This is a genomic window from Microbacterium sp. LWH3-1.2 (genome assembly GCF_040675855.1).
GTDB lineage: Bacteria > Actinomycetota > Actinomycetes > Actinomycetales > Microbacteriaceae > Microbacterium.
The window spans coordinates 3,825,694-3,840,471 of record NZ_JBEGIK010000001.1 but is presented as its reverse complement, the minus strand read 5'-3'; the positions used below and the strand labels follow the sequence as shown (position 1 = coordinate 3,840,471).

8 protein-coding genes are annotated in these 14,778 nt (G+C 65.5%); 2 read left to right on the top strand and 6 right to left on the bottom strand.

The features are described 5' to 3' along the window. Positions 1-672: 672 nt before the first annotated feature. From MRBLWH3_RS17960 to MRBLWH3_RS17940, 5 genes are all read right to left on the bottom strand, one after another. Positions 673-2,703, bottom strand: a complete 2,031-nt coding sequence (locus tag MRBLWH3_RS17960; protein WP_363434963.1) for a beta-galactosidase — start codon at positions 2,701-2,703, stop codon at positions 673-675. Further along, the gene (locus tag MRBLWH3_RS17955) at positions 2,696-4,456 is read right to left on the bottom strand and encodes a glycoside hydrolase family 35 protein (protein ID WP_363434960.1); all 1,761 of its coding nucleotides are present in this window, start codon (positions 4,454-4,456) and stop codon (positions 2,696-2,698) included. The genes MRBLWH3_RS17960 and MRBLWH3_RS17955 overlap by 8 nt, the downstream gene beginning before the upstream one ends. A 71-nt stretch (positions 4,457-4,527) precedes the next feature. Next, positions 4,528-5,871, bottom strand: coding sequence for an ABC transporter substrate-binding protein (locus MRBLWH3_RS17950; protein WP_363434957.1), 1,344 nt, complete (start codon positions 5,869-5,871; stop codon positions 4,528-4,530). Positions 5,872-5,938: 67 nt separating this feature from the next. Continuing rightward, positions 5,939-6,808 (bottom strand): carbohydrate ABC transporter permease, encoded by an 870-nt coding sequence (locus tag MRBLWH3_RS17945; RefSeq protein ID WP_363434954.1) that lies wholly within the window; start codon positions 6,806-6,808, stop codon positions 5,939-5,941. 8 nt (positions 6,809-6,816) lie between these two features. Next, positions 6,817-7,752: a carbohydrate ABC transporter permease gene (locus MRBLWH3_RS17940; RefSeq protein WP_414685387.1), complete on the bottom strand. Its 936-nt coding sequence runs from the start codon at positions 7,750-7,752 to the stop codon at positions 6,817-6,819. A 105-nt stretch (positions 7,753-7,857) separates the two neighbouring features. Between MRBLWH3_RS17940 and MRBLWH3_RS17935 the strand changes: the two genes are divergently transcribed. Both MRBLWH3_RS17935 and MRBLWH3_RS17930 read left to right on the top strand, forming a co-directional pair. Continuing rightward, positions 7,858-8,901, top strand: coding sequence for a LacI family DNA-binding transcriptional regulator (locus tag MRBLWH3_RS17935; protein ID WP_363434948.1), 1,044 nt, complete (start codon positions 7,858-7,860; stop codon positions 8,899-8,901). 149 nt (positions 8,902-9,050) lie between these two features. After that, positions 9,051-12,503, top strand: coding sequence for an OmpL47-type beta-barrel domain-containing protein (locus tag MRBLWH3_RS17930; protein WP_363434945.1), 3,453 nt, complete (start codon positions 9,051-9,053; stop codon positions 12,501-12,503). Positions 12,504-13,179: 676 nt separating this feature from the next. Here MRBLWH3_RS17930 and MRBLWH3_RS17925 read toward each other — a convergent pair. Further along, positions 13,180-14,724 (bottom strand): alpha-L-fucosidase, encoded by a 1,545-nt coding sequence (locus tag MRBLWH3_RS17925; RefSeq protein WP_363434942.1) that lies wholly within the window; start codon positions 14,722-14,724, stop codon positions 13,180-13,182. Between the last annotated feature and the right edge of the window lie 54 nt (positions 14,725-14,778).

Here is a 14,778-nt window from a genome sequence, read left to right as displayed (position 1 = left end):
GCGACCGGCAGGCGCCCATCGACTGGCGCGGGAACCGCTACTCCGTCCCATCCGAGCTGGCCGCCGCGAAGGTCGAGGTCCGCAGCGGCTCGGCTCCGACACCATCGACATCGCCACCGTCGCCGGCATGGTTGTCGCCCGACACCGGGTCGCCGAATCAGGCCTGGGTATCGCCATGCGAGACTCCGGCCACGTCACCGCGCTCGAGGCGATCGCTCTCGCATCGGCCGGCGCCGCCGAGACCCCCACACCGGTGCAAGGAACGCATCCCGCCCGGCCAGGCCGCCCTCCGCGCCGCGCACGTGCTCACCGACACGGGGCAGCCCGTCTCGACCGTGATCAGCTTGGCCGCTTACGAGCAGGCCGCTCGTCAAGGGCGTGCTCTCGGCATCCAGGAACTCAGGTTCCTCCTGGCGCAGTCGTATTCCGCGTGACGCGGGGGAGGGACAGTGTCAGACTCTCTCGCCGACCTCGAACTCCAGGTTGCTCGGCTTCCCGACAACCAGCTCACTCGACATCCAGGAAGTGCGGCTACCGGCCCGCAAGGTGATTCGAATCGTATCGTCGTCGAACGGGGATCAACCGAAGCTGTACCCCGATTCTTCGACGATCACTCCGCCGGGTCAGGCGCCCAGGGCGTGAGATCATCAACGCTCACACGTGCTCGCAGCGCTAGATCTCCCCTTCGGACGGGATCAACGTCGGCCCGGCACTCGTCCACGTGATTTCGATCGGTTCTTCTCGTGTCCCGATCCATGTGCAGTCGTAGCCAGACAGCTCGATGCGGCGATTGTCGACACTCAGATGCACAGGTGCTTCGGAATGGTTGGCGACGAATCGTCGGCCTCCGCGGAGGACCGTCTCGACGCCTGCGGCGGCGTGCTCGAAGACTGCGGGGATATTGCTGTCGGCGAGCCAAGCGCTGACAAGCTTGTCCACCAGTGCTGTCGACGGCCGGGTGCCGACATACCAGGCTGCCCCGGCGCCGTCGACACCACGTTTGACCGTGATAGCGGGAGAGCCCGCCGCGAAGCCGCTCGCAAACGACGACACCACCTCGACGTGCGGGTCGTCGACCCGGATCAGCTCCTGCCAGAAGTCCGACGCGCCTGCGTAGTCGCCCGTGACGTCGAAGGCGGTGCTGTCCGGAGCGGGGGCGAACTCCTCGACTCTGACGCCGAGGGCGCTGCGCAGAGCCCCCTCGCCGCCCAGGTACCCTCCGAGCCGGACGTGGAGATTCTCGTCCACGACGCCACTGAGATAGGTGACCACGAGCGTGCCACCGCGAGCGGGGACAGACGCGAGCGCGTGCACGGCATCGTCAGAAAGCACGTGTGCCGCGGGTGCGACCACGAGCGAGTACGCCGTCGAGTCCGCCTCCGGATGCAGGAAGTCCACCGTGACGCCACGGCGGAGGAATCCCTCGTAGAACCGCAGAACGGTATCGAGATAGTCGACCGTAGCCGGGGTGCCGTCCTGCTCGATCGCCCGCCACGAATCCCAGTCGAAGCAGAGCGCGACCCTCGCGGGCACTCCTGCGCCGACCAGATCCCCCAGCTCGCGCAGCTCCGCGCCGAGGGCGCGCACGCCCCGGTGCACGCGCGTGTTCTCGCCCGCATGCGGAAGCATCGCGGAATGGAACTTCTCTGCGCCCGCGGCGGACTGTCGCCACTGGAAATGGAGGATGCCGTCAGCGCCGCGCGCGACGGCTTGAAGCGAGTTCAGACGGTGCCGACCGTCCGCGAGCGGCACGTTGGGTGGCCGCCAGTTGACCGCGGATGTCGCCTGCTCCATGAGTAGCCACGGTCTGCCCGCGCCGAGCGATCTCATGAGATCCCGCGCGGCTGCGGAGAGCACATGGCTGCGCGGGTCCGCAGGATCGGGATAGAGGTCGTCCGAGACAACGTCGACGTGAGGTGCCCACGACCAGTAGTCGATGTCCTTGAAGAAGCCCATGAAGTTGGTGGTGATCGGGCTTTCCAAGGTATGAGACCGAATGATCTCCGCCTCCGCGCGGTACAACTCGAGGAGGGCGTCGGAGCTGAACCGGTCGAAGTCCAAGACCTGTGTGGGGTTGCGGATCATCGGTGCCGCGGATGGGACACCCACCTCTGCGAAGCTCTGGTACGTCTGCGACCAGAATGCCGTGCCCCATGCTGCGTTCAGCGTGCCGATGTCGCCATAGCGGTTCTGCAGCCAGATGCGAAAGGCCTCCGCCGACTCCGGGTCATAGCTGCGCGTCACGTGGTTGCCGTACTCGTTGCCGACGTGCCACCCCTCGACAGCGGGGTGCTGGGCGTACCGGGATGCGAGCTGGGTGACCAACCGCATCGCGTGGTGGCGATACGCCGCCGAGCTGGGACTGAACTGCTGGCGGGATCCGAACGCGAGCCGCACTCCGTCGATCGACAGAGGCAGCGACTCGGGGTGCCGGTGGGCAAGCCATGCCGGTGGCGACGACGTGGCGGTGCCCAGTATCACGCGGATGCCGCCGGCGTGCAGGCGGTCGAGCACATCATCGAGCCAGGCGAACTCGTACCGGCCCGGCGCGGGCTCGAGCTTGGCCCACGCAAACACCGCGACGGTCGCCGTGGTCACGTGCGCTTGCTGCATGAGCCGGACGTCCTCGTCCCAGACGTGGACGGGCCATTGCTCCGGGTTGTAGTCGCCGCCGTAACGGATGCGCGGGTCCTTCTCAATCATCGACGGGTCCCAGGTCGAGAGACGGGTGGAAGCTCAGCTGGCGCGAACGCGGCGGCTCCTGTGTGAACAAGACGACCGTATTGCGTCCCGACTGTGTGGCGGGCCGCGGCACGTAGAGCGTCCGCTGAGGACCGCGCGGCCGGAATCGGCCGAGGGCGAACCCATTGACCCACGCAACACCCCATCCGAGGTCGCTCGTCACCATGGCGAGATCAGCGGGCTCGTGCAGCTCGAAATGGGCGCGGATGAGGCCCGCGCGAAGCGGCAACGGCGATGCCGGCGAGCATTCGGCGATAGCGGGCAGGTCGTGGATCGGTACAGGGGCGACCTCCCAGCCTGCGATCTCGAGCGCGCCAAGGGTGATCGGTCCGATGAGACCCTTCGGCTCGCCGATGCGTCGACCATAGTTGACTCGGCCTTCGTCCTCCACCAGGACGTCGAGGCGACCGAACCCGCGCGGAAGGGCGATCGAGTGATCGCCGGCAGCGCGGGACAGGACACCCACGGCAATCCCGTCGAGGAAGACCCACGCGCGATCGCGCACCTCCCCGAGATCCAGCACCGTCGGTTCGTCACCACCGGAGAGGAAGGCTCGATAGCGGAGGAAGCCGCTTGCCATGCCGAGGTCGTCCATCGTCGGTGCGCTCTCGAAAGCCGACCACTCCCCGGGCGCGACATCGTCCAGAAGGCCCGCGCCGATCAGCGGCACCGATTCGGGAACCACGAACTCCGAAGCGACCCGTACATCTGAGGGGAGCGGCGGAACAGCACTGTGCCGCGCGATAGCTTCCCGGAACTTCCAGAACTTCTCGGTGGGACGGCCGGCCTCATCGAGAGGGGCGTCATAGTCGTACGACGTCACGGTCGGCTGATAGACGCCCTTGTCGTTCGCTCCGTTGGTGAGCCCGAAGTTCGTGCCGCCGTGAAGCATGTAGATGTTCACCGACGCCCCTGCTTCGAGCAGTCTGTCCAGGTTGCGGGCGGACTCCGCAGCGTCCGTCACATGGTGGAATCCTCCCCAGTGGTCGAACCACCCGCACCAGAACTCCGAGCACATGAGCGGGCCGCTCGGCTGGTGCGCCCGGAGGGCGGCCAGACGCTCGTCGACGCGCGAGCCGAAGGACCCGGTCGACAGCAGCTCGGGAAGGCTTCCCTTCTCGAGCATCCCGTCTCGAGGCTGATCGACGGTCGTAAGGGGGACGGTGATGCCGTTGCGCCGGTAGGTGTCGGTCAGCGACCGAAGGTAGTCGGCGTCGCTGCCGTAAGCCCCATACTCGTTCTCCACTTGGAGCAAGATTACGGGACCGCCGCTGTCGACCTGCCGGGGGGCCACGACGGCCAGCGCCGCCTCCAGGTACTCGGTGACGGCGGCAAGATAGCGAGGCTCCGAGGAACGCAGGCGGATTCCAGGCGTTGTCAGGAGCCACGCCGGAAGACCGCCCCCGTCCCATTCGGCACAGATGTATGGCCCCGGCCGCACGATCGCGTGCATCCCGGCCTCACCGACGAGATCGAGAAACCGGCCCAGATTGAGACCGCCGTTCGTCTCGAAGGTCCCGCGTGTCGGGCTGTGCGCGTTCCACGGGATGTACGTCTCGATCGTGTTCAAGCCCATGAGGTGCGCCATCGCGATGCGATCGGCCCACTGGTCGGGATGGATCCGGAAGTAATGGAGGGCGCCGGAGAGGATGCGCAGTGGCTCACCGTCGAGGAGGAACGTCTCATCGTCGTACGCGAAGCGGGAGGCGGTCATACGTGGATACTCCTTATTAACCGATCAGGGTGCGGGTCGCTCTCGGAGGAACGACCCGCACCCATCGGGTCCTACTCTCCGACAGTGAAGCCCTGCTCCTGGCCGTAGCTGATGTTGGCGTCCTGCCATGCGGTCAGCCCGTCCGCGAGGTCGCCTCGGTCTGCGTAGATCGGCCCCATCGCGTCACCGTAGATGCTGTTCGCATAGGCCTGCCACGGCAGGTACTGCCAGCCGGGGAGGACCGACTTGGCCGCCTCGACCAGGACCTGGTTGATCTGCTGGCCGCCGAAGAACTCCGGCTCGGCGTCCAGGAACTCAGACGACTCGAGCTGAGCCGTCGTGGCGGGGAAGCCGCCGGCACCCACGAAGATGTCGATCGACTCGTCGGACGAGTTCAGCCACTTCAGGAAGCCTGCAGCGAGCGCGGGGCTCTTGGACTGCTTCGTGACGGCCATCGTGCTGCCGCCGTTCTCCGCTGTGGCGGGCTCACCGCCGTCGTACGTCGGCATCGGCGCGACGCGCCAGTTGCCGGCGCCGTCTTCCGCGCCGGCCTCCAGCACGCCAGCCATCCAGGCGCCGGCGGGGAGCGTCGCGATCTTGCCGCTGGCGAGGCCTGCGAACCACTCGTCACTCCAGCCGCCGATGCCGTCGAGGAGACCCTCGTCAACAAGTGTCCCCCACGTCTCGGCGTAACGCTGGGCGCCCTCGTCCTGCAGATCGATGGTGACCTCGTCACCGTCGGTCTGGAAGGCTTTCGAGCCCGCCTGCCAGAGCATCGCGGAGCCGAATCCGCCGTCGAGTCCGGAGTCGTTGGTGATGAAGTACTCCGGGTCGGCGGCGTGGAGCTGGCGTGCCGCGTCGATGTACTCGTCCCACGTCGTGGGCACGGTGAGGCCGAACTTGTCGAAGGTGGCCTGGTTGTAGAAGAGAGCCATCGGACCGGAGTCCTGGGGGAGACCCCAGATGCCGCCCTGACTGATGTTCTGCCACGACGAGGCCGTGTACAGGTCCTCGAGGTCCGCGAAGCCGTAGTCGGTGAGATCGACGAATGCGTCGGCGAGCACGAACTGCGGGACCGACATGTACTCGAGCTGGACCACGTCGGGCGCGCCCTTGCCGGCGGCCAGCGCGTTCTGCAGCTTCAGGTTGCTGTCTCCCGCGCCGCCGGAGTTGACGAGGTTGACCTTGACCTTCGGGTAGGCCTTCTCGAACGCCGCGACCTGGTCCTCAGATGTCGTGTTCCAGCTCCAGAAGGTGATCTCGCCACCTTCATTCAACGCGTTCTCGACGGCGTCGGCCCCCTTCTCTCCCGATGACTCGGGCGTGCCGGTGCTGGCGCAAGCGGCGAGGGTGACGCCGACCAGGGCGGCGGCGACGCTCGCGGCGACGCTGCGCACGATCAGACGACGGTTCATGCTGTGTTCCTTTCGTTGGTGGTGATGTATGCCCCGGGCAGGGGATCGAGGTCATCAGCCGAAGCGGTCATGCCTTGACGCTTCCGGCCGCAAGACCGGACTGCCAATACCGCTGCATGAGCAGGAATGCCCCGACGATCGGAATGATCGTGAGCAGCGCTCCGGTGATGACGAGGTTGTAGATCGGATCGGCGCCGATGCCCTGCCCCTGGACGTTCCAGAGGTTGAGTCCGATCGTCAGGGGATAGAGTTCCGGGTCGCTGAGCATGATCAGGGGGAGGAAGTAGTTGTTCCACGAAGCGACGATGGAGAAGAGTCCCACGGTCGCCACCGCGGGGGCGAGCAGCCGAAGGGAGATGGTGAAGAAGGTGCGGAGTTCTCCTGACCCGTCCACCCGCGCAGCCTCGAGCAGTTCCGTGGGAATCGCGTCTCGTGCGTAGACCCAGATCAGGTAGAGCCCGAACGGAGACACCAGCGATGGGATGATCACGGACCACACCGTGTTCGTGAGGCCCATCTGGCTGAAGAGGAGGAACGTCGGCACGGCAAGGGCTGTGCCCGGGATCGCGATCGCGGCCAGGATGAGGGTGAAGACGGCGCGCTTGCCCGGGAACTCGAACCGCGCCAGACCGTATCCGCCGAGGGTCGCCAGTAGCGTGGCGCCACCTGCACCGGCGATGACGTAGAGGACGGTGTTGCCCAACCACTGAAGGAAGATGCCGTTGTCGAAGGTCAGTGTCTGCCAGATGTTGTCGAAGAGGGCGAACGGGCCCGAGAACCATAATCCGAATGACGTGAAGAGTTCCGGCTGCGTCTTGGTGGCGCTGATGATGAGCCACGCCAGTGGCACGAGCGAGTAGAGCACGAAGAAGGCCATGATCACCGTGAGGGCGACCGACTTGCGCGGGGTGGTGGAAAGGCGACGGCGACGCGTCATGGTGTGACTCATTGGATCTCCTGGCGGGTACCGCGAACCTGGACGATGTAGGCGACCACCGCCGTGGCGATGCCCATGATGATGGCCAACGTCGCCGCATAGTTGGCCTGCTGCCCGATGAAGCTCAGGTTGTACGCGTACATGTTCGGGGTGTAGTAGCTCGTGATCACGCCTGGCGCGTTCGGCCGCAGGATGTTCGGTTCGTTGAAGAGCTGGACGCTTCCGATGATCGAGAAGATCGTTGCGATGACGATGGCGCCGCGAAGGGCGGGGAGCTTGATGCTTGTCACGATCCGCCACGAGCCCGCGCCGTCGATGGCGGCGGCCTCGTACAGCTCCTCGGGGATGGTTCGCAACGCCGCGTAGAAGATGACCATGTTGTAACCCAGGAACTCCCACGTGACGATGTTCCCGATGGCCACAAGGATCCATTCCGCGGCGAACGGCGTGATCAGCTCGAAACCGACGAGCGAGTTGATGTTCCCGACCAGCCCGAGACGGCCGGAGTAGAGGAATCCCCACATCAGGACGCTCACGATCCCCGGGACCGCGTACGGCAGAAACATCGTGACGCGGGAGAAGGCCGGTCGCGCGACACGGCGGGAGTCGATCGCCATCGCGGCGAGGAGAGCCAGCGCCAGCATGATCGGCACCTGGATCACCAGGAACGCACCCACGCGCAGGAGGCCCTCGAGGAACTTGGGGTCGGTGAATGCGGCGAGGTAGTTCTCGAATCCGACGAAGGAGTTGCCACCGATCAGCCGCTGACGGAACAGGCTGAGCACGATCGCATAGATGACCGGTGCGAGGATCGTGAGGACGAATACGCAGAGGAAGGGTGCCAGGAAGGCCAGTCCAGCCCACCCGTGGCGTGATCGGCGGCGTGATCGGCTGGGTGTCAGTCGGCTTGCGGTGAGTTCCGCGGGCCGTGCCATGGTCGACATCGATGTCCAATCTTGCGGTGACGCGAATGTTTACGTGATCATCCGCGAACTCATATTAGATTGTTGACGTCACCACTTGTCAAGTTCGAAGCGAAAGAAGGTCTGATGTCTTCGCAGACTGAACGCGTCCGATCGGTCTCGATGCGTGACGTCGCGGAACTGGCCGGCGTCTCTGGGCAGACCGTGTCGCGGGTGGTGAACAGAATGGGCAACGTCGCGAAGATGACCCAGGAGCGGGTCGAACAGGCGATGGCAGAACTCGGCTACCGCCCGAACATCGCCGCGCGCGCCTTGCGATCGGGGGAGTTCCGCTCCATCGCCGTCGTCGCTTTCGACGCCGACTCCCTGGGGAACGTGCGCACGATCAGTGCCATCGCCAACGAGGCGGCGCGACGCAACTACGCGATCGAGCTCATTCAGATCCAGTCGACGGGAGGTACGTCCGGCGCCGCGGACTTCTCCTGGGCTATGCGGCGCCTCGGGCAGGAGGCCGTGGACGGCATCATCCTCATCCTGGAGACGACCGATGCCACGGCAGCGGCCCTGGGAGTTCCTGAGAACGTCCCTGTTGTGATCGTTGACGCAGGGCCGGACCACCGTTACCCGACGGTCGATGCCCATCAGGAGCAGGGCGCCCTCCTCGCAGTTGACCATCTCCTGGAACTCGGGCATCCCACCGTGTGGCATGTCGCCGGACCTGAGATCTCCAATGCGGCGGCCGCACGTCGACGGGCGTGGCAGTCGCGACTCGAGGGGCTGGGACGAGAGGTGCCCCCCGCGCTCTCCGGCGATTGGACGCCGGAGTCGGGATATCGAGCCGGTCTGCAACTGGCCGACCGACCCCACGTGAGCGCAGTCTTCGCCGCCAACGATCAGATGGCGCTCGGCGTGCTGCGCGCCCTCCACGAGAAGGGTGTATCGGTCCCCGACAGAGTGAGCGTCGTGGGCTTCGACGACATGGCAGAGTCCGGTCAGTTCTGGCCGCCGCTCACGACGGTGCGACAGCAGTTCGCCCTCGTAGGGGTCACCGCCGTCGCGCTCCTGGTTGACGAGATCGAGGGGCGCGAGGTCGCACCGGGCGTCTGGAAGGTGGACACCGAACTCGTTGTCCGGGAGTCCACCCGGCGCTGGAACCGGGCCTCGCGCTGACCATACGGGTTGCTCGCCCGGCCTGTCTGATCACGTCGTGAATCGTTTCCGCGGTGGGCGACAGATGCGTCCTTCGAGCTGTTGACGTGAACAGTCATCAGACCTATCATCGCTTTGTTGACGCTAACAGTTCGACGAGTGAGGAAGCAATGACGAAGAAGTCACCGTGGGCGATCATCGCCACGATAACCGCCCTTGTGCTCGCACCATTGATCTCTGCGGTGCCCCCGGCCTCCGCGGAAGTCGAGCCGCTGGTACACGCCTACCGGGACACCCCGGGAGACGTCCCTTCGGATCGGTACCTCCTCTCGGCGAATGGCACCGACGTGTTCGTCGCGAAGTACGCGAACCGATCCAACAACCGAATGGCAGTCGCCCGATTCGCTTCCGAGGATGCGACGCCGGTCCTGTCTGTGACGGCGAACGCGCCGATCACCTCGTGGAAGATCTATCCGGAGCGCTACTATCCCAGCTCCGCCGTCACGGTCTCCGGCAACACCCTGACCTTCGAGATGTCGGATGCGCTGCGGTACGCGATCGTGGAGGTCAACGGATCCGCGCCGGGTCTTGCCATCGTCAACGACCCCCCGGAGAACCCCGCCAACATCCCTGATCCGACGGCACCGAACGTCGTCAATGTGATGGACTTCGTCACGGATGCCACCGGCGCCACGGATCAGACGAGCCAGATCGCTGCGGCGATCGACGAGCTGTACTCCGACAGCACCAAGGACACGCTGTACTTTCCGGACGGGTGGTACACCCACCGCGGTATCGATCTGCACGGCCGCACCAAGCCCGTGACGATCTACACCGAAGAAGGGGTTCTCCTGAAGAACCGCATCCAGCCGACCATGGAGGCGATGGAGCCGACGATCGGCATCTGGGACTCCGCGAACATCACGTTCTCGGGTCGTGGAGTGTACGACGGGAACGGGTTCGCGAACTACGACACCGGCGCGGGCGGATGGCGCCACGATGCCGCGACGTCGCAGCACCAGGGCGGTGTCATGATCGTGCGCTCGCAGAACATCGTGTTCAACGACACCCTCGCCCGCGATGCGAAGCAGTGGAACTGGGAGACCCACACCGCCAAGAACGTGACGTTCAACAACATCAAGGGACTCACGCCGTACGCCAACCCCTGGGTCGACGGCGTCAACCTGGCGAGCGGTCAGAACGTCACCGTCAACGGGGCGCTGACTCTCGGGAACGACGACAATTTCGCCAGCGGCCACTACAACCCGAACGACAAGTTCCTGCCCGACCCGGACCGTCTGACCTGGGACACGGCAGACACCTTCGGCATCTCGGTGAAGAACCACCTCGGCTGGACCGTGGGCGCGGGCAACGGCACCCGGATCGGAAACGGAGGAGGGTATTTGCAGCGTGACTTCACCTTCGACAACGTCAACTACGTCGGTACGACGAACCAGGGCCTCGCGCTGAGCGGCGGGACTGAAGTCACGAGCCTGACCTTCCGGAACAGCTCCTGGGACACCTCGAAAGTGAACAACAACTTCGCAATCGGCGGGAGCGGAAGCACCGCTTCGGCTCGCCTCGGGTCGCTCGTGTTCGACAACGCGTGGTTCTCGAAGAACCTTCCGATGCAGGTGTCGAACACGACGAATCTCTCCATCCATGGTCTGACGGTGGCCGGAACGCCCGTCACGAGGGCGACGCAGATCAAACTCTCGTTGAACAACGTCACGAACGTCGACTTCGACTTCGTGCGGGACGTGGCACCGGTCTTCGGTGCGATCGCAGATGCGGAGGTGCAAGTTGGAACCGAGCTCGTCCTTCCGATCCCCGTCAGCGACGGAGACGGAGACACCGTCGTGGTGTCCTCCGATGCCCTCCCCGCCGGCGCCAGCATCACCGGCAACGTGCTGCGCTGGACGCCGACGGCTTCTCAGGCGGGCCCCAACGTCATCCCTCTTCTGGCCACGGACTCCCGCGGCGCGACGGCCACGGGCTCGGTGCGGGTCACAGTCATCGACCCGAATGCCGAAAGGATCGATATTCCGGTCTCCGCTGACGCGAGCGTGCAGAGCTGGAATACCGAACAGAGCCAGAACTACGGCGACAACGAGCTGCTGCGTCTGCTGAACTTCAACGATGCCACGCTCGGCGGGGTGCTCGGCGAGAAGTACGCGGGCAACCAGTCCAACCGCGACGCCAAGCTCGCGCTGCTCTCCTTCGAGTTGGGAGATCTCGCCGAGCGGGTGCGGCAGGGCGAACTGCTCTCGGCAGAGCTGACCATGACATACGCGGGACCGGCGAAGACCGCGCTGACCGGCACCAATGCCCTGGTCGCCGCTCGAGCCACCCCTGGATGGATCGAAGGCAACGGCAAGACGACGCCCACGACGCGGACCAACACGGTCGCGGGAGCCGTCACGTGGCTGACGAAGCCGACGATCGACACCTCGGTAACGGCAAGCTCGGCGCCCTTCGACGTCACTTCGGCCAAGGTCGGTAGCGACGCGTCGTACAGCGCGACGCAGAAGCCGGTCGGGGTCAACGCGAAGGTCAACATCCTTCCGCTGCTGAACAACCTCCCGACCAACACCTCCGTGCTCTCCCTTGCGGTCAACGAGACAAAGAAGCAGGACATTCTCTTCGTGTCGCGGGAAATGGCTGCACGCAACCCGAACGCGGCCGGCATGGCGCCGCGCCTCACACTGACGTTCAAGGTTGCGCCCTCGCCGGATACGGTGGCGCCGGTGGTGTCGGCGAGTACGTTGCCGGTGGTGGCGGATGGTGCGGGTGGTTGGTTTGTGTCGCCGGTGTCGGTGAGTGTGTCGGCGTCGGATGCGGATTCGGCTGTGGCGAGTGTGGAGTATCGGTTGGGTGAGGGGGCGTGGAGTGCGTACTCTTCGCCGGTGTCGATCCCGGAGGGTGCGACGACGTTCAGTTATCGCGCGACTGATGAGGCGGGCAATGTGTCGGAGGTGGGGCAGTTGCCGGTCTCGGTGGACACGGTTGCGCCGGTGACTTCGGCGGTGGTGTCGCCGGGTTCGGGGGCTGTGCTGGCGGGGTCGGCGGTGTCGGCGACGTTCTCGGCGTCGGATGAGACGTCGGGTGTGGCGTTGACGGAGTATTCGACGGATGGTGGAGCGAGCTGGGTTGCGGCGACGGCGGCGGGTGTGTCGTTCACGGAGGTGGGCGCGTATGTCGTGAAGTTCCGGTCGGTGGATGCGGCGGGCAATGTGGAGGAGGCTCGGGAGGTGACCCTCAGTGTTGTTCAGCCGCGGACCTTCAGGGGTTTTTATGCTCCGGTGGATATGGCGGGTGTGGTGAATGTGGTCAAGGGCGGTTCGACGGTTCCGTTGAAGTTCGAGCTGTTCTTCGGTGAGGAGGAGCTGACGTCGACGACGGCGATCGAGTCGTTGCGGACGGTGCAGCATTCGTGTGATCCGGCGGCGCCGTCCGATGAGATCGAGTCGCTTGTTGCGGGTGGTACGTCGTTGAGTTACGACGTGGAGGCGGGGCAGTTCCAGTACAACTGGAAGACTTCGAAGGGGACTACCGGGTGCTTCGACGTGATCGTGCGCAGCACGGACGGGGTCGAGCTGAAGGCGCAGTTCCGTTTGAAGTAGACCGCACGGGCATCCAGCGTGGGCCGGCCGGGACACCCGGCCGGCCCACCAGGGCTTCCGTCGGGATGTGCTCGATCTGGTGAACCAGCTCGGCGTGACGATCGTGCTGATGTCTGCCGTCGACCCGGGGCACGCGCGGCGCGGCGGAGGCACTCCGACCTCCTGAAGCACTGCAACGTCCCGGGACACTACCCTGTCCGAGCAGCGTCGCGGAACGGCGCCGACGAGCCATTCGCCGTCTGGAGCATACCCGCGAGGACGTCGAGTTCATCCCGCGCCATGCGTACCCCGCGGGACCGACGGAGACAGGGCAAGCTTCCTCGCCTCGGCCGTCGACATGGACGGTTTCATCGAGACGGTCGTCACCACCGCGGATCACGTGACGTCGGTGGTGCGCAGCACACGACGATCGATATCTCTTCGACGAGCGGAACTCTGGTACGCGGAGCGCTGGGAGAACGAGGAGCGCATCACGACATGGAGACGTGGCCGATTGCCCCTCGCCTGCTCGAGGACATGTATCCGGTGACGGACGTCTTCGTCTCCGGCGGCCTGCTGATCTCGCTGCGCGTGACCCGCGGCTGACCCGCGCCGCGCACGGCGGATGAGCCGGCTCATCGAGCCGCTCATCCGCCGCAACGGATTCACCGTTTCGGGTGAGAGTACCGGGCGTGGCTCAGCCGTGCAGGAAGTCCTGTCGCGGGAGCACGACGGCGTCCTCGAGGAACAGCTTGACGACCGGTCCTCCGGCGAGAGGAGAGCGCGGCGGCAGTGTCACGCTCAGTTCCGAAGAGGTACGCTCCCACGCCACCGGGCCGGCGACCCCGAGCACGCTGACCTCGCGTATGCCGCGGTCGAGCAGACCGGCGTTTGTGCCGAGCGCGCGGACGCGCGCGACCCCGTCCTCGGGCTCTGCGAGGAGGATCGCGTACAGATAGTCGCCCGTGACGTCGTGTCGAGTGGTGAAGCGGATGTCTGAAGACTCGTAGGCGGGGGAGTCGGCGTCCACGAAGGAGCCGACGACAGGCTGTGTCGGTCCCTCCTGCGCGATTCGCCAGGGCCGCGTGCCGTAGATCGCCTCGCCATTGCGGAACAGCCAGTCTCCGAGGCCCTCGAGGACCCGCTTCTCGGCATCCGGGATCGTCCCATCAGGCTTGGGGCCGACGTTGAGTAGGAGCAGGCCGTTCTTCGACACTGTGTCTGCGAGCTCGGCGACGAGGGTGTCGACCGTCTTGTACTCGTGGTTCTCGATCCAGCTCCACGACGTCTTCGAGACGGCGGTGTCGTTCTGCCACACAGCCGGTCGGATCCCGCCCATGGTCCCGCGCTCGATGTCGTAAACGGCGCTGCCGTCGGCGAAGGCGTCCCACTTGTAGTTGATCACGACCTCACGCCCCCACTCGGCGGCGCGGTTGTAATAGTAGGCAGCGAGCATGAGCCGGTACGGCTCGAACGCGGGCTGCTCGAGCCACCAGTCGAACCACAGCACCTGCGGTCGGTACTTGTCGATGACCTCCACGGTGCGCAGCAACCAGTCCTCGAGGAAGCGCTCGTTGGGCGCCACCTCTTCACGCTGAGCGGGACCGTAGAAGTCTGCGTAGGCCGGGTCGCGTACGTCCGAGTCGAACCGTGAGCCCCCGTTCATGAAGAACCAGTGCTCCGCCCTGTGCGATGAGGCGCCGGGCACCATCCAGGCCTGGTCGACAGCCTCCGTGAGATCGCCGAAGACATCACGGCGGGGGCCGATCGCCGCGGCGTTCCATCGCGAGCGCTGAGTCTCGTACATCGCGAAGCCGTCGTGATGCTCAGCGACTGGAACGACGAACTGCGCCCCGGCGCGCTTGAACAGAGCCGCCCATTCGTGCGGATCGAAGTCATGCATAGTGAAGTGAGGGATGAAGTCCTTGTACCCGAAGTCGCGGTGTTCGCCGAAGGTCTCGCGGTGGTGCGCGAAGTCGGGGGACGCCTCGAGGTACATGTTTCGCGAGTACCACTCGTTGTGGAACGCGGGTACGGAGTAGACGCCCCAGTGGATGAAGATGCCGAGTTTGGCATCGATATACCATCGCGGCGGCTCGTACGCACGGAGGGACTCCCAGGTGTCGGAGTACGGGCCGGCTTCGATCACCGCACGTACTTCCGCTAACGCCGCCGAGTTGTCCGACACGTCGACGGGGGCGGGCAACGAGTTCGGGTCGAGCGGCGAGAAGGGGCCGGTCATCTGAAATCTTTCTCCTTGTTATCGGTGGAACATCTTGCGGGGTCGCGGGCTGGT